The organism is Nitriliruptor alkaliphilus DSM 45188, from assembly GCF_000969705.1.
In the GTDB taxonomy this organism is placed as follows: domain Bacteria; phylum Actinomycetota; class Nitriliruptoria; order Nitriliruptorales; family Nitriliruptoraceae; genus Nitriliruptor; species Nitriliruptor alkaliphilus.
Genome location: NZ_KQ033901.1, coordinates 4,398,491 through 4,415,274 on the forward strand (window position 1 = coordinate 4,398,491; position 16,784 = coordinate 4,415,274).

Consider the following 16,784-nt stretch of genomic DNA (forward strand, 5'->3'; position numbering starts at 1 on the left):
CATGCCTCTGCCCGCCCCCAACCTCGACGACCGGCGGTTCCAGGAGTTGGTCGACGACGCCAAACGGATGGTGCAGCAGCGCTGTCCCGAGTGGACCGACCACAACGTGTCCGATCCGGGCGTGACCCTGATCGAGCTGTTCGCGTGGATGACCGACCAGGTGCTCTACCGCCTGAACCGTGTCCCCGACCGCAACTACATGCGGTTCCTCGACATGCTCGGTGTCCAGCTCTACCCGGCGACCCCCGCCCGCGTGGATGCCACCTTCTGGTTGGCCGGACCGATCGAACAGCCCGTCCGGGTCCCGGCCGGGACACAGGCCTCGACCGCGGTGTCCGAGCTCGAGGATGCGGTGATCTTCCGGACCGTCGAGGATCTGGTGATGCCGCCCTGCGAGCTCATCCGGGTCATGGTCGAGCGCGGGGGCTCCGAACGCTTCGACGAGAGCGACATCCTCAAGGGTGCTGCAGGCTTCGGCGCGTTCCACGAGGAGCCGGAGCCCGGCGATGTGCTCCTGCTCGGGCTCTCGGACGCCATGCCAGCCTGCGCCATCCGTTTCGACTTCGACTGTCAGGTCGAAGGCATCGGCGTCGACCCGGAGTTCCCGCCGTTGACCTGGGAGGCCTGGGACGGCGAGGGCTGGGTGCCGTGCGACCTCGAGTACGACACCACCGGCGGTCTCAACAAGCAGGGTGAGGTGATGATCCACCTCCCGACCGACCACGCCGCCTCGCTGATCGACCGCCAACGTGCCGGCTGGGTCCGTTGCCGTGTCCTCGAACCAGAGGAGGACCAGCCCTTCTACACCGCCTCCCCCGAGATCCGTTCCGTGTCCGCCCGCACAGCCGGAGGCACCACGACCGCTCTCAACGCCATCGACGTCACCGACGAGATCGTCGGGATGTCCGAGGGAGTTCCCAGCCAGCGTTTCAACCTCGAGTCCGCCCCCGTCCTCGGCGGTGAGGGGCCCCTGGAGATCGAGATCGCGGCCGGATCAGGGTGGGAGATCTGGACGCAGATCGACAACTTCGCCGAGTGCCAACCCGACGCCAAGGCCTTCATGCTGGATCGGATCTCCGGCGAGGTCGTCTTCGGGCCAGGGGTACGGATGGCGGACGGATCCATCCAACGCTACGGGGCCGTACCACCGAAGGGCGCACCGATCCGCGTGCCCCGGTACCGCACGACCGGTGGTAGCCGCGGCAACGTCGCCGCACGGACCGTCACCCAGATGATGACGGCGATCCCCCTGGTTGACCGGGTCGTCAACCGGTACGCGGCAGCCGGTGGCGTCGACGTCGAACCGATGGAGAACGCCCGCCAGCGGGGTCCGATCCTGCTGCGGACGCGCAACCGAGCGGTCACGCCCGAGGACTACGAGCACCTCGCGAAAGCCACCGCCCCAGAGGTCGCGCGCGTCCGCTGCGTCCAGGTAGCGGAAGGCCCCGATGCCGGAGCCGTCCGGGTGCTGATCGTCCCGGCGGTGACGACGGCGGAGGCGCAGCTGCGTTTCGAGGAGCTCGTCCCGGCCGACGACACGCTGGCCCGGATCGCGGACCACCTCGATGCACGACGCACGGTCGGTGCGCGGGTGGTCGTGGAACCGCCGCTGTACCAGGGGGTCACCATCATCGCGCGGCTCGAGGCCCGGCGGACCGCGAACGTCCAGCGCCTCCACGATGCCGCGCTGCGTGCCCTGTACGCCTACTTCCATCCCACCGTCGGCGGACCCGATGGTGCGGGCTGGCCGTTCGGTCGGCCCGTCCACATCGGCGAGGTCTACGCGGTGCTCCAACGCGTCGAGGGCACCGAGTTCGTCGAGGAGGCGCGGCTCTTCGCGGCCGACCCGATCACCGGCGACCGTGGTGATCCGGTCGAACGCCTCGACCTCGACGCCAACTCGCTGCTCTTCTCGTACGAGCACCGGGTCCGAGTCGAGCAGCACTGACCAGCGGCACCGATCCCACATCCGACGAGGAGGAGCCACGATGCGCGGGATGGTCCCAGACCTCGTCAACCCGTACCCGCTCGCGCTATCGATGCCGGCGCCCTACCAGGGCGACAGCTTCACGGAGCGCTTCCTGTCGGTGTTCGACGACCTCATCGCCCCCGTGCTGGCGACCCTGGATTCGATCGACGCCTACCTCGATCCGTGGCTGACACCTCCCGATTTCCTGCCGTGGCTGGCGACCTGGGTCGGCGCGGAGCTCGACGAGAACTGGTCGGAGGAACAGCAGCGCCGCCTCGTCGCGACCGCCGTCGGACTCCTGCAGTGGCGTGGCACGAAGCGCGGCACGGTCGACCTGATCAACCACTTCCTCGGCGCCGACGTGGAGCGGATCGAGCTCGAGGACTCGGGCGGGGTGGCGTGGTCGCCGACGCCAAGAACCGCGCCACCGGGCACACCGCGAGCGACGCTCACCGTCCGCGTGCACGTCCCGGATCCGGAGGCGGTGGACGTGGCCCGGCTCGAGCGACTGGTCGTTGCGTCCGAGCCCGCACACGTGGCGAGCCGGGTCGAGATCGTGGCCGGTGGGGCGAGCGAACAGCGAGGATCATCGTGATCGTCTGCACGAACTGCGGGTTCGAGAACCAGGACGAGGATCGCTTCTGTGGCGGCTGCCAGGAGTTCCTCGAGTGGGCGGGCACACGGGTCGACGAGGCACCCGTGAACCGGCCGGCGAGCGTCGCCGCGGGCGGTGACGCCGACACGACCAAGGGCCTGGTCACCCGCGTGGTCGACCGCCTGACCGGTCAGGGGGAGGACGAGACCGACGCCGTCGTCGAGGATGCAGCCGGCCAGGCGCCGGGCGAAGGCGGCTCCGTCGGACCCGCCGAACTCGATGACGAGCGGGAGCAGTTGCGTCTCGAAGCCGCCGAACGTGCCGAACGTGGGGCGGAGGCGGCCGAGCGGGCACAGCGCGAAGCCGAGGACCGCCTCCGGGTGCAGGTCGAGGCAGCTGAGCGCGCGAAGCGGCAGGCGGAGGAGGCGGCCGCTGCGGCCGCCGAGGCCGAGGCCCGCGCCGCCGCGGAAGCCGAGGTCCGCGCCGCCGAGGAGAACGCTGCCGAGGCGCAGCTCGTGGCCGATGCACGCCCCGCTACGGGAGGTGATGAGAGCGACACCGCAGCGACCGGGACGCGAGCCGAAGCTCCCGCCGCCGAAGCGGCGGAGACCGAGGCACGCGCAGCGAAGGAAACCGAGGAGGCCGAGGAAGCCCGCCGTGCCCGCGCCGCCGCGGAAGCCGAGGAAGCGGCCCGGGTCGCGGCCGAGGCCGAGGAGGCCAGACAGCTCGCCGAGGAGGAGGCCGCCCGCGAGCGTGAGGCTGCGGAGCGCGCGCGGCGTGCTGCCGCGCTCGTCGCCCAGGCGCCCCCCGTCCGCCCGGCCGCACCCGTCGCGCCCGTCGCCCCGGGCGCCGCGACGGCGACACCCCCGAAGGGAACGGGTCGTCGGCGTCGACGGCCGGCAGACGACCCAGCTGTCGCCACCGACGAGCAGGCCGCGGGAACGACCGCCCCTGTGGGACCCGCACCGGTCCTTCCGGGCCGTACGACGGTCCGGCCCCAGCCTTCACGGCCGGACACGGGGCCGACGCGGCGGCTACGTCCCGGGGACCTGATCTGCGGCAACTGTGGCGAGGGCAACGCACCGACGCGGAACTTCTGTAGCCGCTGCGGCACCCCCCTGGCGGAGGCGGAGGTCGTGCGCGTTCCGTGGTGGCGGCGAGCGTTCACTCGGAAGCCGAAGGTGTACGAGGCAGGCGCACGGCCGTCCCGGGGGCGCGGCAAGTTGACCAGCGGTCGCGGTGTCCGCGGCAAGGTGAGCGCGCTCCGACGCGTCGTGCTCGGCCCCGTCGGCAAGGTCATGCGGATCCTCGCTCTGGTGGCGTTCGCCGCGGGGGCCGTCGGCATCACCTTCAACCCGGACCTGCGGTCGATGGTCACCGACGTCGCCGGTGGCTGGTTCGACACCGTGCGAGGCATCGTCGCCCCGAGCTTCACCCCCGTCAGCGCCCAAGGGGCAACCGCCTCGTCCGAACACCCGGACCACCCGGACGATGCGGTGATCGACGGCCATCGCGACACCTGGTGGGCGGCCGCGTCGAGCGACGATCACGGGGTCGGTGAGCAGTTGCTGATCGAGTTCGCTCGTCCCGTCGACATCGCTGCGATCGGCGTGATCTCGGGCTCCCCCGAGAACTTCCTCGAATGGCCGCGACCGAGCGAGCTGCGCTTCGTCTTCGACACCGGCGTGATGGAGACGTTCGACCTCGAGGAGAGCCACGACTTCCAGTCCTTCACCCTCACGGCCGATGGGGTGACCTCGGTGCGGATCGAGGTCCTCGGCGTCTACCCCGGGCAGGGCAACCGCAACCTCGCGATCACCGAGATCGAGTTCAGGACCCGCCGATGAGGAACGACGGTGACCCGCTCCGCGGTGTCCGCCCTCGGTGCTACCGCCCGATCCGGATGTGGCCGCCGGTCAGCACCTGGGGCTCGAGTTCGTACCGGGTGGCGTCGGCACCATCTCGCACGTGCCGGGGGACGAACGTGAACCTGGCTGGCCCCTCCGCAGCCGCGTGACGATCGGCTCCCGCCGGCGAGTGCACGGCGCCGTTGCCGACGGCGAAGCCACCGGAGGGATCGTAGATCGCGAGCGCGACGCAGCCTGGAGCGGACTGTTGACCTGCGGCGTCGATCGCGGTGACGCAGACCTCAGCCACACCGGCGGTCTCGGTCGTCACGGTCGCTGAGACCGGTTCGCTCGCGCCGTCGAAGGAACCGTCGGCGGCGTTCATCGGCGTGGGCGCTCCGCCCCGAACGCGTCCCGGTTTCAGCCTCGACCGGCCAACTGGTTCCCACCCGCGGTCGCGCACCCGATGATCGGTTCCTGTTGATCCCGTCGACACCGTTACCACGGCCGCCGCAACCATGCGCTGCCCACAGACCGAAGAGCCCTGCGCGTAGAAGCTCCTATACGCGTCAAGCGGCTCGTTCGAGGGCGAGGTCGGGGACGTCTTCGGTGAGGATCTTGTAGACGTCGCGGGCGATGTAGCGCTTGAGGCGGCGGAGGATGTCGAGGTCGGCCTTGCCGTCGGGTGAGCGCTTCTGGACGTAGGCGCGGGTGCGGTCACAGCGGCTGAGCCGGTTGACCGCGATCATGTGCAGCGCGCAGTTCGCGTCACGGTCGCCGCCCTTGTTGAGCCGATGACGGTCGACCTTCTTGCCCGAGGTGGCGGGCAGCGGCGCGACGCCGCACAGGTGCGCGAACGATCCCTCGGTCCGTAGCCGCTCGGGGTTGTCAGCGGCGGTGACCAGCAGCTGTGCAGCGGACTGCACCCCGATGCCAGGCTGCGCCACCAGCGCGGGTGCGGTCGCGCGCACGAGCGGTTCGAGGTGGCCATCAAGCTCGGTGATCTCGGCGACCAGGGCGAGGTAGCGGCGGGCGAGCTTCTTCAAGGCCAGCTTGGTCGCCGCCTCCACGGTGTCGAGCGTGGAGCCCGGACGCAGCGCTGCGGCCTTGCGGACCTTGGCCATGGAGGTCAGCCCGTCGAACGACTCACGCAGCTCGTCTGGGGCGGACACCACCAGCGCGTGCAGCTGGTTGATGGTGGCGATCTTGGCGCGCATCGCCGATCTACGGGCCACCCGCAGCACCCGGATCATCTCGACGTTGCCGTCGGCGGACTTCGGGATCCCGGTCGCCTGACCCGACAGCACCGACCGGGCTGCCCCCTGCGTCGGTGATGTCGTCCTTGCCGCGCTGACGGCGCAGCTTGCGGTCGGGCCGATCCACCTCGATCACGCTGATACCGCGGGCACGCAGCCAGCGGAACAACCCCGCCCCATACGACCCGGTCCCCTCGATCCCCACCCGATCGATCACGCCCAGCTGCGAGGCCCACTTGAGCAGCTGCTGGAACCCTGCACGGGTGGTCGCGATCTCGATCGCACCCAGCCTCCCGCCGAGGTGATCGAGGGCGACCGCGACGTGGATGTCGGCGTGGGTGTCGACCCCGAGGATGACCAGACGCTCGTCGTGTGGCACCGTGTTCATGTTCGTCTCCTTGCTTGCGGCGAGGGACGACACGGCGAGGTCGGGTTTCGGACAGGACTGCCACGGGACTGGCGGTCAAGCTCCTTATGAAGTCACGAGGCCCGGCTTCGTCGTGTCTCGCGGACGGTCCGGGACCGGGGACGGTTCTTCGCCAAGGCACCACGGCCCATCACGGCTGGAGTCACACCGGCCCCGGACCACCCACCAGCATCCTGCCTACGAACACCTGCAGATGCAGCATGGCAGTCACGGTTCCGAGCGAGGCCCTTGCGGCTAGTGATCTTCGAGGAGCTCTTGGATGGCTCGGATGGCGTAGCCGACGTGACCGTCGCTCAAGCGCCCGGGCCCGAGCGGACCGGAACGGTTCTCGCCAAGCGCCGGCAGGCGCGACAAGGCGTCAGCGACAGCGTCCGTCATCGCGGCGACTTGGCGGCGTGCTTCTGCTCGTGCCACGGCGTCACCCTCGACGCCTGCAGCCAACCGCGATGCCTGGGCGGCATACCCAGCCGCACCAAGGGCATGTGCTCCCATGTGTGCGACGGCGGCGGCTTGCTCGGCCGCGTACGCCGCTGCCCTTGCCGCTGGCGTCAGCGCTTCCCGGGCAGCGACACCCGCCTCTCCACCTCGACGCCTCACCGCCTCCGCGACATCGAGATCGCCCGCGGCGAAGGAGCGAGCCTGGTCGATCGCGGCTCGCACCCTGCCGTCGTCCCGCGTGGCATCCTCGAAGACTGCCAAGACGTGCTCAGCGCGGTCTGCTGCCCACGACGCGAGGATGCGGCGGTCATCGACGCTCAAGGTCTGCGGGGATCGTGCCATCCGAGGACACTAGGCGCTGAACCCACCCCCACGTTGCCGGCCCAGGATCACACTGCGACCGGGTCAACCGGGGGCCGAGAGCATGGCAGCGTAGGATCGTTCGATGAGGAAGTGGACGGTGTTGGCCGCGGCGGCGTTGGGACTCGCCGGACTCGCGGCGCTCCTGGTGCGGCGAGGGCCCCGTCTGCCGCCCGACGCGGAGCGGACGATCACCCGCATCCGCGCCGGCCCCGTGACGGGAGTCGTCAACGGTGAAGCTGGGTACGCCCAGTCCGACGATGTACGGATCTGGTACGAGTCCCTCCCGCCCGTCGGTGCGGAGAAGGGCGTCATCCTGCTCAACATCGCCCTCGGTGCGAGCTCGCTGTACTGGCCGCCGGCGTTCCTACGTGCCCTGACGGCGGTGGGTTACCGCGTGATCAGGTACGACCAGCGGGGCACCGGCGCGTCGAGTTGGATGACGGGCTGGAGCCGAGAGCACGAGTACTCGCTGATCGACATGGCGAACGATGCGGTCGCCGTCCTCGACGAGCTCCGCATCGACCGCGCTCACCTCATCGGGCTCTCCCTCGGAGGGTTCGTCGCCCAAGAGGTCGCGATCGGCCACCCCGAGCGGGTCCGCTCCCTCACCCTCATGTCGACATCGGCGGATCCGACCGACACCGCTCTGCCCGGACCACGGACCTGGCCGCTGATCCAGGCCGCGATAGCGGCGCTCCCACTCCTGAGGTACCGCTTCCTCGGCGGCGAAACGAACCTCGTGAAGGAGCTCCTCGCGGGGCTGATCGCGCAAGGCGGCGACGAACCGATCGATGTGGAGGAGTGGACCAGGATCGTCCTGTACGACCTGCGCGAGCGGAACGGACTCAACCTCCGCGCACTGCGGCAGCACCAGGCTGCTGTCGCCGTGACCCGCTCCCGATATCCGCTGCTGGGCACGATCACGGCACCCACGCTCGTCATCCACGGGACGGCCGACGCGTTCTTGCCGATCGAGCACGGCCATCGACTCGCCGCAGCCATCCCTCCCGCCTACGGCCTCTGGCTGGAAGGCGCTGGTCACCCGTTCCCCTACCCTGACATGCCCGAGGTGATGGCGGCGATCCTGAGCCACCTCGACGGGTGCTGACGTCCGGCCGGAACGCACGATCCGACCGACGCCACCCTCATCGGCAGACCCGTCACCAGCCACGACGCCACCCCTACGCCGTTGACCACCGCCGCCGCGTCGAACGTCAACGCCACCGGACCCTCCCGCAGGAGCCTGTTCACGCTCCGGTCGGCCGGAACCCGAAGGCTCACGGCTGTCAGGGGTGTGGCATCCCTGCCCCGACGACTTCGCGCGGCGCGGTGTTCCTGCAGACCCGCGCATCATCACGGCTCCGTGCGGCCGCGCCTAAGAAGGGTGCCTCGAGAGCTCGCATCTAGGTAGGTGGTTCGTGCCGGCGTCGGGCTCGGTGCCGGGCTGCCGCCCTCTGGTGCGCGATCTCGAGCAGCCTCACGAGGTCCTCTGCGGTGGACGCTCCCGGCTCGACGATGCTGACCCAGCCGTGGGTGGCGTACTGGGGGTGAGGGAGCAGACGATCTCGCTGGGTGTGATCGACCTGGTCGTCGATGGCAGGGAGGTGTGCGCGGCCGACGTTCAGGTTCACCCGGAACGCACCAGCACGGTCCAGATCGGATGCCTCGTCCCAGCCGGGAATGTCCTTGGTGACGATGGTCGCGAACGGCATCTTGTCGGGCTCGGTCCCATCGTCGGGGCTGTAGGTGCAGAACGTGTCGCCGACGGCGGCCTCGGGGTGGCCGAGGTCCAGCGAACCGACGACGACGTGGACATCCTCGAGCTGTTCGAACAGCGAACGGACCTCGGTCTCGGTCACGATCCCTCCTCCTGCTACCATTAAGTCCCTACAGTGTATAGGGTCATCGTGCAGTACACCGGCTCCGGCGATCCCACACGTGCCATCGTGCTGCTGTGGGATGCCGAGGACGGGCCCAAGCGTGGGCCGGCACCGACGGTCGGCAAGAAGGAGATCGTCGGCGCAGCGGTGGACATCGCCGACGAGGTCGGCCTCGATGCCCTGACGATGCGGGGTCTGGCCGGGCGACTCGGGGTGACCGCCATGTCGCTCTACCCGCGCATCGACAGCAAGCCGGTGCTGCTCGACCTGATGGTCGATCACGTCCTGGGCGAACTCCTCGCGCAGGCCCCTCCAGACGACGCGGACTGGCGTGACCGGCTCGAACACGACGCCGTCGCCACCTGGGAGCTGCACCATCGGCACCCGTGGCTCGCCGAGCTCGGGGCCGGGCGATCGGCCCTCGGGCCTGCCGAGCTCGCGCTCCACGAGCGACAGCTCGCGGCGTTCGACGGGTTGGAGCTCTCGCCAGAGCTGATCGGCGAGGTCATCGGTGCCGTCGGCAGCTACGTACGAGGCGCCGTCAGGGCAGCAGTCGAGGCCGATCAGGCGCCAGCGCGCACCAGGATCGGGCACCGGGACTACTGGCAACGACGAGGGGCCGCGCTCGCCCAGGTCGTGACACCAGCTCTCCGGCAGCGGTTCCCGCGCCTGGAGGCGATGGGCGTCCTCGACGCGCTCTTCGCCGGCACACCAGGCTCGAGTGCGGACGCTTCGAGCGCAGCTGCCGATGCCTTCCAGCGTGGGCTCGGTTACCTCCTCGACGGAGTCTCACTCAAGCTCGTACCGCCTCGGCATCCATGAGTCTGCGACCCGCAAGCTCGGAGCACCTCGTCGCGGCATGTCTAGCTCCCGGGCGGGCATGGTCGCCGTGACGATCTGACCTCGCCAACCAGCGGTCATGATCGTCGTTGCGCCACCCTCCACGAGACTCGGTATGCGCGGTCCACCGCCCACGAGAGACCGCACATCGTCACGGTCCCGTGGCCATGACAGCTCGACGCACGTGTGCGGAGATCACGAGGTGGGCTGTGATGGTCCGCGTAAGGTGCGGTCAGATCGATCGACAGCTCGGGTCTGACCGACGGTGCCGGTGGTGGCGTCCGCCGCCCGTTGGGTTCATCGTCAGGAGTAGCGGTGAGGGCCGTTGTCTACGACCGGTACGGCCCGCCCTCGGTACTTCGGGTCGAGGAGGTGCCGGTCCCGTCGCCTGGCCCGGAGCAGGTGCTGGTGGAGGTCGCAGCCACGTCGATCAACCTGTCGGACTGGGAATGCCTGCGGGGCACGCCGTTGTACGCGCGGATCGGTGGGCTTCGGGCGCCGAAGCACCGCACGCTCGGCTCGGACGTGGCCGGTCGGGTCTCCGCGGTCGGTGACGCGGTGACGCGATTCGCTGAGGGTGACCTCGTGTACGGGGACAACCTCGAGCTGATGGGTGGCTTCGCCGAGTACACGATCGTTCCGGAGTCGGCCCTCGCGAAGAAGCCGGACGGGTTGACGTTCGCGCAGGCGTCGACGCTGCCCCAGGCAGGCGCGATCGCCCTGCAGGGCACGGCGGGGGTTGGTGCCGGGCAGCGGGTGCTGATCAACGGTGCGGGCGGCGGCTCGGGCGCGTTCGCGATCCAGCTCGCCAAGCGTGCCGGTGCGCACGTGACCGGCATCGACAACGCCGGCAAGCTCGGGTTCATGCGGTCGCTGGGGGCCGACGAGGTCGGCGACTACCGGCGCCAGGATCTCAGCGATTTCGCGCCCTTCGACCGCATCCTGGACCTGGTCGCCACCAGGTCGCCGTTCGCCTGTCGTCGTGCTCTGGCACCCGGCGGCCGTTACCAGTGTGTCGGTGGGGCGGTGCGGAGACTGTTGCCCATCGTGACCGTTGGAGCCCTACTCGGCCGGACCACGGGACGGCGCGTGGGGATGCTCGTCGTGAAGCAGGGGCCGCCCCACTTCGAACCCCTCGCTGAGGATTGTCTGGCCGGCGACGTGACGATCCGCATCGACCGAACGTTCGGACTGGACGAGGTCCCCGAAGCGCTTGCCTACGTCGGTCACGGTCGCGCGTTGGGCAAGGCGGTCGTGGCGCTCGGTTGAGACCAGCACCTGCGTCGCCCGCATGGCACGCGGTATCGACCGAACCGCACGGCTGCCGACGCACGACATGGGAACACGCCCCGGGCTCGGCTCGAGAACCATGGGCGGAAGGCTGCGGCCGAGCGTTGCAGGAACGGGTGACTACGCTCCAGCTGATGCGCCACCTGTCCGACCTGGAGATGGCCTCCGTGCTCGCCGCGAAGGTTCCTGGCGTGTTGGCCACGATCGATGATGAGGGGTTCCCGTACCTAACCCCGATCTGGTTCGTCCACCACGAGGGACACGGCGTCATCATGACCAGTACCACGGGTCGGCCACACATCCGACACATCCGCCGTGACCCCGGCGCTGGTTTCGTGGTCGACCTCGAGGGCAACCCGGACAGCGGCGGGCGTCCCAACGTCCAGGTCAAGGCCCGCGGTCACGCGATCCTCGAACCCGATCATGCGGCATGGACCCGACGGATCACGCGCAAGTACGGTGGCTCCGAACGACTTGCCGCTGAGCGAGCCGACACGCCACGCTTGGCGATCATCCTCCAGCCGGAGCGGCTGATCGGTGTTGCCGCCGGGCCGCGCTCCAACGGCGCATGGTGGACATCCCACCCCGCGATATCTCCCGTTCGGTAGTGGCCGGACCGTGCGCGACCTCGGTTGAGCTGTGCTGGACGGCCCACGCATCGTCCATGACCGTGACCAGCGGCCGACCGGCGTGGCACGCTGTCTGCGGCCGACGGGTCCCTTCTGTGGCACCGTGCGGGCATCTCGATCAGCGGATGCGACCGTGAACGAGCAAACCTTCATCAAGGCGCTCGAGCAACGGGCGCAGCAGCTGGTGCCTGCTTGGAAGGTGGAGGTCAGGTCGGAGCCCACGGCAACTGCCGCCACCGTTTCGTTGACGCATCCAGCCAGCCACGGCCTCCTGTTGGACGTGAGCGGCGACGCGGCGAAGCCTGACCCGTTGACATGGATGCAGAACGCCCTTGCCGAGAACCCGGAGCTGATGGTGGTCGCTGCCGCGCCGGCACTTGCTCACCGGCAGCTGGTGCTTGGTGTCCGATCCTTGATCGCAGCCTTCGAGTGGCACAACCGCGAGGTTCGCGCGCTGGCATTCGTGCTGTGGGAAGTCGGCGCCTTGACCGAGCAGGAAGCAGCATGGCTCGCTGGCTACTGCGGTTCCGAGGCATCGATGACACCCGTCTCGCCGATGACAGGCAGTGCTCCTCACGGGCGCTGACGACCGGCCGCCAGCTTCACCGTTCCAACCGGTGACGGCCATCCTGCCCCTGAGCGCGATGCGCCGCTGCCCGCTCACGCGACCCCGCGCGACATCAGGATGATGGCGTAGCCCGGCGGGTAGCTCGAACGGGCGTAGCTCCGGCCCCCCGGGCGAGTTGCTCACCCGAGGTGGCTGAGCTCGGGAGAGATGTAGGATCCGTTCGGATGAGGGAGACCGTCATGGGTCGCTGGGCGCGAGAGCGGGCGGACCACGTCTTCGACAACACGGTCGAGCGCGCCGGCCCGATCATCCGCAGCCGGGCTGTCGATGCCGGGAACCCGGCCTCACACGTTGCTGAGGAACTCGGGGTTGTCGACGCCACCCGGTGCCCTACGTGCGGCCGGGTGCTCCCGGGAGTCGCTTCAGCCTGTCCCATCGATGGCAGCGAACTCGAGTAGCGGGACAAGGTGGCAACTCCGGGCGTTGACGCGCGACTTCGTAGGCTGCGTTCCTCGAGCAGGAGGGCGCCGTGGCCGCACGGAAGAGGAACGTCAACCGCCTCCTGGATCCCCGCTGGGGCAACGTCGGTGGTGAGCTGAGACTGTGGGACCGGTCGGGGCGGGAGTGGACCCTCGCTCGCGACGAGCTGGACCGCGAGACCACGGCGCGCCTCTACGCCGATCCGAACGTGCCCGTAGCCGTCGCCGAGGGGGCGGGCGACGACCTTCTGCTGCTCTTCCTCGACAGCGACTGACGTAGCAACACGGGCGTTCTGTTTCGTCGCCTTGACGGTGGTCGCGGTCCCAACGGGCGGCGCTCGATCGTGGCCCGTCCTGTCCCGCGCAGCCTGGTGTAGCTTCCTTGCTGAGCGACAGGGCGGGGACGGATGCTGATCGCGCAGGCTGATGACCGCTTGCGCCCAGGCATGCCCGAGGCGGTCTGGGGAGCGGTGTCACTCGTCATCCTCGTCGGGTTGGTCGTTGCCCTGGTGGGCTTGCTCGTCTGGGCCAAGCGGACAACGGACCGTCGTCGCGCCCTCGAAGCCCGCATCGAGCACCTCGAGGCGATGTCCCACGAGGATCCGTCGACGTAGCCACCGCTCCCCCGCCGGTGACCGCGTGGGCCCGGCGTCCGAGGATCACTCGTCCAGGTCCAGCAGCTGACGAGCGAGCCCGAGATCGCCCGGCGCGACATGGACCTCCATGCCCTGGTGCTCGAGGGACAGGGGGAAGCCGGTCCCTCCGCCGTCATCCCCGACGAGCCGGGACTCGATGCCCCGCGAGATCAGCGCGCTCCGGGCCGTCTCCGCCTCGATCCTGCCCCTGAAGGAACCCACCCGTACCCAACGGTCCCGATCCGACACGCGATCCTCCTCGGTGCCGTGCACGCTACCGATGGTCACCGGTCGCGATGGCCCTCGCCGCGCCGCACGTCGAGGATCAGGTCGGCGGCGCGGGCACGGACCTCGGCGGCGCTGCGGCCCGGGTGGTCGGCGGCCAGGAAGTGGCGGCCGATCGCGAGACAGAAGGCGAGCAGGCTGCGGGCTTCGACCTCGTCCGGATCGGAGCAGAACGTGCCGATCATCTCGCGCGCGAGCCGCATCCGAGCGTTGTCGACCCTCCGGAGCCGTTCGGCGACACGCTCGTCGCGTCGTGCCCAATCACGGACGGCCAGGTCGACCTCGAGCAGTCGACCTTCGGGGAAGGTGAGCCGCCCCGCCAACCGCACCTTCTCCCTGGCGTCGAGGTCCGCCTGCGCGACGCGGTCCAGGACCTCGTCGACGCTCTCGCGTTCCCAGGCATCCAGCATCGCCTCCAGCAAGGCGTCCCGGTCGGCGAAGTACCCGTAGAACCCGCCCTTGGTGACGCCGAGTCCCTTGGCGAGCGCTTCGACCCGCACGGCGGCCACGCCGCCGGCCGCGAGGGCCTGCAACCCCTGGTCGATCCACGTCTCCCGTGGTGTCCGTAGTGCACCCATGCCGCGCGCCCAACCTCGCTGTCTCCCCTCGCGCGGTGTCGCACGAGAGGTGCAACGTACGGGGTGTTCCAGCACCGACCGTCCACCGCGGACGCCTCAGGCACCGCGCTCGACGCGTCGGCGGATGCCGCGGAGCCAGACGTGCCGGATGGCTCCACTGCCCGGGCGGATGACGAACCAGTAGGCGCCGAAGATACGGCGTGTCCTGTCGTCGGTGCAGCGCACCCGCGTCTCGGTGGTCAGCACGCCGTCGACGTGACGGAAGTCGAACGCGATGAGGATGTGCGAGGGAAGGTCGAAGGACCGGAACTCCGTGGCGGGATCCGCACCCATGGCCACGACCGGCTGTTGGCGCGAGATCCGTTCGATGCCGCCGATCACTAACTGCCGGTCCGAGCGGTGCAGCACCTCGAAGCCGTTGTCCAGGAACAGGCTCAGCACCCGGTGGCTCGGTGGGAGGTGGGTGCGTCCCAGACCCACGGTGACCATGGTGCGGCGGAAGGTCGGCACCTCCCCCCAGGTGAGCTCCTCGGCCGCCCGGAGCACGGCGTGCGGATCGGCCCTGACCGGCAGCCGGTGGCGTTCCCGGCGATCCCAGCGGGGGATGACCGCGTCCATGGCGTGTGGCAGCACACCGTCCGCCGGTGTCCCCGAACGTGTCGTCACGGTGTCCTCCCTGCGAGCTCGCTGTATACGCTACCGTATAACCCTGGCACGAGAGGAGCACGACAGCCGTGAGGATCCCGAACGAAGCCCACACCCAGCAGCCGTGGCGGATCCACGACATCGCACCGGACTTCCGGATCGAGGATGTCTGGGCGTACCGCACGCCCGGCGCCGGACCCCACGACTTCCCGACGATGATCGCCGCGCTGATGGCGTCCAACGAGCCCGGGCGCGTGGACGTGCTGACCCGGCTGCTGTTCGCGGTGCGCTGGAGGCTCGGCGCCCTCTTCGGTTGGGACGACTCCGAGCAGGCGGTCGGCAGCAGGGTCCCGTCGCTGCGGGAGCGGCTGCCTGCCGACCTGCGCGATGCCCCGACCGGCCGCAAGGACCCCAACGTCCCCTTCACACCCGTCTACCAGCTACCGAACGAGTGCGTCCAGGAGTTGGCCAACAGGACCGTGCACGACCTCCTGCACCTCGGCTGGGTACCGACCGGAGACGGCGAGTACGAGCTACGGATGGCCGCCCTGGTCAAGCCCAACGGCCTGTTCGGACGGATCTACATGGCGGCGATCAAGCCGTTCCGGTACCTGATCGTCTACCCGGCGCTGACGCGCAGGTGGGAGCGTGCCTGGCGGGATCGCGCCGTTCTCGTCCCAGGGGGCGAGGCGTAGGTCCGCGGGTGGAACACTCGGCCGGCGTCGTACCCTGGCACCGGGCGGTCACGCCCTGCTGGCGAGACTGCCGCCACCTACCACGAAGGGAGAGCGCCATGGTCCGCACGACTGCCCTGCTCGCCGCGTCGGCACTGCTGCTGAGCGCCTGCAACGGCGACGACGCCCCGGACGAGGAACCCGTCGCCGACGAGTACGCGATCGAGGATCAGCCCGACGACGCTGCGGCATCGTTCGTCTCACCGGAGGACGGCGACACCGTCGACTCGCCGTTCACCGTCGAACTCGACGCCGAGAACGTGACCCTGACCGAGGTCGGTGACCCGGCCGCCGGCGAAGCCCACCTGCACGTGACGGCCGACATCGGCTGCTACGAGACCGGTGACATCATCCCGGGTCCGAGCGACGAGGATGAGGCCGAGGGCCGTTTCCACCTCGGTGATGGCTCCGACTCGCGGTCGATCGAGCTCGAACCGGGCACCTACGAGCTGTGCGTCCAACTCGCCGACGGGGTTCACCGAGCGTTCGGGGAGACCGAGACCATCACCGTGACCGTCGAGTGAGCTGACCGAGCGACCGCCGGGACCGACCGCACACCGTGGGTTGCCCGGCGTTCAGGCAGGTCGAAACGTTCCGCCCCTGGTAGCGCTTCGAGTTCGTCGCGCGTGATGATGTTGTCGGGGTGGCCCACGCCGTCGACGAACCACGTCGATGTCCCACGGCTTCTGGTCGATCGCGAGCCACGGGAACTGTCCGGCACGGAACGGCATCCCGGGGTGCCTCTGCGATGGCGTGCGCGACCTGTCGCGCCCAGCGGTAAGAACACTGGGCGTGTCCCTCCGGTCCTCTCGTTGACCAGACGGCTGGCCAGGTCGGTAGCGTCCCTGTCCACCGGGAACGGACGAAGAAGCCGTGAACGACGTCGCGCACGCTCCCCTCCACGAGGTGGTCGCCGGGATCCTGCACCGCGACGAGCGGGTGCTGCTGTGCCACCGCCGTGCCACCCGCCGCTGGTATCCGGACTTTTGGGATCTACCCGGCGGGCACCTGCACGGGGGCGAGGAGCCCGTCGAGGCGCTGCGACGCGAGCTCGACGAGGAGCTCGCGATCTCGATCGTCCGGCCGCCCCGGCGGCACCACCTCGAGCTCGACGGCGATGACTTCAGGCTGCGGGCCTGGATCATCGAGGACTGGGTGGGCGAACCGGTGAACCGGGCTCCCGAGGAACACGATGCGATCGCCTGGTTCTCGCTCGCCGACACCCGCACGCTGCCGCTCGCCCACCCGGGGTACCTCGCGATCCTGGAGCGTGCACTCGTGGCCGACCCTGCTCGCGGTGGGTGACGGTCCCGGTGTGGACCCGGT

19 protein-coding genes and 1 pseudogene are annotated in these 16,784 nt (G+C 69.7%); 13 read left to right on the forward strand and 7 right to left on the reverse strand.

The window, feature by feature from the left end:
* Position 1: 1 nt before the first annotated feature.
* From NITAL_RS20260 to NITAL_RS20270, 3 genes are read left to right on the forward strand one after another with little or no spacing between them, the layout of a single operon-like run.
* Complete coding sequence (locus NITAL_RS20260; RefSeq protein WP_052668086.1) at positions 2 to 1,948, forward strand: putative baseplate assembly protein; 1,947 nt, start codon at positions 2 to 4, stop codon at positions 1,946 to 1,948.
* 40 nt (positions 1,949 to 1,988) lie between these two features.
* Positions 1,989 to 2,564, forward strand: a complete 576-nt coding sequence (locus tag NITAL_RS20265; protein WP_052668088.1) for a phage tail protein — start codon at positions 1,989 to 1,991, stop codon at positions 2,562 to 2,564.
* Complete coding sequence (locus NITAL_RS20270; RefSeq protein WP_052668090.1) at positions 2,561 to 4,411, forward strand: NADase-type glycan-binding domain-containing protein; 1,851 nt, start codon at positions 2,561 to 2,563, stop codon at positions 4,409 to 4,411. Before NITAL_RS20265 ends, NITAL_RS20270 begins: the two co-directional genes overlap by 4 nt.
* Before the next feature lie 40 nt (positions 4,412 to 4,451).
* Here the strand turns inward: NITAL_RS20270 and NITAL_RS20275 are convergent, their stop codons facing one another.
* From NITAL_RS20275 to NITAL_RS20290, 3 genes and pseudogenes are all read right to left on the reverse strand, one after another.
* Entirely contained in the window at positions 4,452 to 4,796 is a 345-nt protein-coding gene (locus tag NITAL_RS20275; protein WP_052668092.1) for a hypothetical protein, read from the reverse strand.
* A 184-nt stretch (positions 4,797 to 4,980) separates the two neighbouring features.
* Positions 4,981 to 6,055, reverse strand: a pseudogene (locus tag NITAL_RS29460) (IS110 family RNA-guided transposase).
* Positions 6,056 to 6,328: 273 nt separating this feature from the next.
* Positions 6,329 to 6,853 carry a putative immunity protein gene (locus NITAL_RS20290; protein WP_211262547.1) on the reverse strand — a complete coding sequence of 175 codons (525 nt, stop codon included), beginning with the start codon at positions 6,851 to 6,853 and terminating at the stop codon, positions 6,329 to 6,331.
* A gap of 124 nt (positions 6,854 to 6,977) precedes the next feature.
* Here NITAL_RS20290 and NITAL_RS20295 point away from each other — a divergent pair, with 124 nt between their 5' ends.
* Positions 6,978 to 8,003, forward strand: coding sequence for an alpha/beta fold hydrolase (locus tag NITAL_RS20295; protein ID WP_083441821.1), 1,026 nt, complete (start codon positions 6,978 to 6,980; stop codon positions 8,001 to 8,003).
* Between the two features lie 295 nt (positions 8,004 to 8,298).
* Here NITAL_RS20295 and NITAL_RS20300 read toward each other — a convergent pair whose 3' ends face one another.
* The gene (locus NITAL_RS20300) at positions 8,299 to 8,754 is read right to left on the reverse strand and encodes a DUF6194 family protein (protein WP_052668100.1); all 456 of its coding nucleotides are present in this window, start codon (positions 8,752 to 8,754) and stop codon (positions 8,299 to 8,301) included.
* Positions 8,755 to 8,802: 48 nt separating this feature from the next.
* Between NITAL_RS20300 and NITAL_RS20305 the strand changes: the two genes are divergently transcribed.
* The 6 genes from NITAL_RS20305 to NITAL_RS20335 all read left to right on the forward strand — a co-directional run bounded on the left by NITAL_RS20305 (position 8,803) and on the right by NITAL_RS20335 (position 13,195).
* On the forward strand, positions 8,803 to 9,597 hold the full coding sequence (locus NITAL_RS20305; protein ID WP_052668102.1) for a TetR/AcrR family transcriptional regulator: 795 nt from the start codon (positions 8,803 to 8,805) through the stop codon (positions 9,595 to 9,597).
* 333 nt (positions 9,598 to 9,930) lie between these two features.
* Positions 9,931 to 10,884, forward strand: a complete 954-nt coding sequence (locus tag NITAL_RS20310) for an NAD(P)-dependent alcohol dehydrogenase (RefSeq protein WP_052668103.1) — start codon at positions 9,931 to 9,933, stop codon at positions 10,882 to 10,884.
* A gap of 155 nt (positions 10,885 to 11,039) precedes the next feature.
* Positions 11,040 to 11,513: a pyridoxamine 5'-phosphate oxidase family protein gene (locus NITAL_RS20315; protein WP_052668105.1), complete on the forward strand. Its 474-nt coding sequence runs from the start codon at positions 11,040 to 11,042 to the stop codon at positions 11,511 to 11,513.
* A 154-nt stretch (positions 11,514 to 11,667) separates the two neighbouring features.
* Positions 11,668 to 12,120 (forward strand): hypothetical protein, encoded by a 453-nt coding sequence (locus NITAL_RS20320; protein ID WP_052668107.1) that lies wholly within the window; start codon positions 11,668 to 11,670, stop codon positions 12,118 to 12,120.
* A 511-nt stretch (positions 12,121 to 12,631) separates the two neighbouring features.
* Positions 12,632 to 12,856 (forward strand): hypothetical protein, encoded by a 225-nt coding sequence (locus tag NITAL_RS20330; protein WP_052668111.1) that lies wholly within the window; start codon positions 12,632 to 12,634, stop codon positions 12,854 to 12,856.
* A gap of 132 nt (positions 12,857 to 12,988) precedes the next feature.
* Positions 12,989 to 13,195, forward strand: coding sequence for a hypothetical protein (locus tag NITAL_RS20335; RefSeq protein WP_052668112.1), 207 nt, complete (start codon positions 12,989 to 12,991; stop codon positions 13,193 to 13,195).
* Between the two features lie 45 nt (positions 13,196 to 13,240).
* Here NITAL_RS20335 and NITAL_RS20340 read toward each other — a convergent pair whose 3' ends face one another.
* The 3 genes from NITAL_RS20340 to NITAL_RS20350 all read right to left on the reverse strand — a co-directional run bounded on the left by NITAL_RS20340 (position 13,241) and on the right by NITAL_RS20350 (position 14,745).
* Positions 13,241 to 13,438 carry an SPOR domain-containing protein gene (locus tag NITAL_RS20340; protein WP_211262548.1) on the reverse strand — a complete coding sequence of 66 codons (198 nt, stop codon included), beginning with the start codon at positions 13,436 to 13,438 and terminating at the stop codon, positions 13,241 to 13,243.
* A gap of 62 nt (positions 13,439 to 13,500) precedes the next feature.
* Entirely contained in the window at positions 13,501 to 14,079 is a 579-nt protein-coding gene (locus tag NITAL_RS20345; RefSeq protein WP_052668115.1) for a TetR family transcriptional regulator, read from the reverse strand.
* A gap of 96 nt (positions 14,080 to 14,175) precedes the next feature.
* Positions 14,176 to 14,745 carry a hypothetical protein gene (locus NITAL_RS20350; protein ID WP_052668117.1) on the reverse strand — a complete coding sequence of 190 codons (570 nt, stop codon included), beginning with the start codon at positions 14,743 to 14,745 and terminating at the stop codon, positions 14,176 to 14,178.
* A gap of 68 nt (positions 14,746 to 14,813) precedes the next feature.
* Here NITAL_RS20350 and NITAL_RS20355 point away from each other — a divergent pair, with 68 nt between their 5' ends.
* From NITAL_RS20355 to NITAL_RS20365, 3 genes are all read left to right on the forward strand, one after another.
* Positions 14,814 to 15,419, forward strand: coding sequence for a DUF2867 domain-containing protein (locus NITAL_RS20355; RefSeq protein ID WP_052668120.1), 606 nt, complete (start codon positions 14,814 to 14,816; stop codon positions 15,417 to 15,419).
* Between the two features lie 98 nt (positions 15,420 to 15,517).
* A complete protein-coding gene (locus NITAL_RS20360) occupies positions 15,518 to 15,982 on the forward strand; it encodes a DUF4399 domain-containing protein (RefSeq protein ID WP_052668121.1) in 465 nt (154 codons plus the stop codon).
* A 349-nt stretch (positions 15,983 to 16,331) separates the two neighbouring features.
* Positions 16,332 to 16,763 (forward strand): NUDIX domain-containing protein, encoded by a 432-nt coding sequence (locus tag NITAL_RS20365; protein ID WP_052668123.1) that lies wholly within the window; start codon positions 16,332 to 16,334, stop codon positions 16,761 to 16,763.
* Positions 16,764 to 16,784: the final 21 nt, after the last annotated feature.

Bases quoted from the DNA above. Each gene is read 5' to 3' on its own strand.
- NITAL_RS20335 (WP_052668112.1), top strand. From the start codon at position 12,989: ATGCTGATCGCGCAGGCTGATGACCGCTTGCGCCCAGGCATGCCCGAG.
- NITAL_RS20315 (WP_052668105.1), top strand. From the start codon at position 11,040: ATGCGCCACCTGTCCGACCTGGAGATGGCCTCCGTGCTCGCCGCGAAG.
- NITAL_RS20360 (WP_052668121.1), top strand. From the start codon at position 15,518: ATGGTCCGCACGACTGCCCTGCTCGCCGCGTCGGCACTGCTGCTGAGC.
- NITAL_RS20345 (WP_052668115.1), bottom strand. From the start codon at position 14,079: ATGGGTGCACTACGGACACCACGGGAGACGTGGATCGACCAGGGGTTG.
- NITAL_RS20265 (WP_052668088.1), top strand. From the start codon at position 1,989: ATGCGCGGGATGGTCCCAGACCTCGTCAACCCGTACCCGCTCGCGCTA.
- NITAL_RS20260 (WP_052668086.1), top strand. From the start codon at position 2: ATGCCTCTGCCCGCCCCCAACCTCGACGACCGGCGGTTCCAGGAGTTG.
- NITAL_RS20275 (WP_052668092.1), bottom strand. From the start codon at position 4,796: ATGAACGCCGCCGACGGTTCCTTCGACGGCGCGAGCGAACCGGTCTCA.
- NITAL_RS20295 (WP_083441821.1), top strand. From the start codon at position 6,978: ATGAGGAAGTGGACGGTGTTGGCCGCGGCGGCGTTGGGACTCGCCGGA.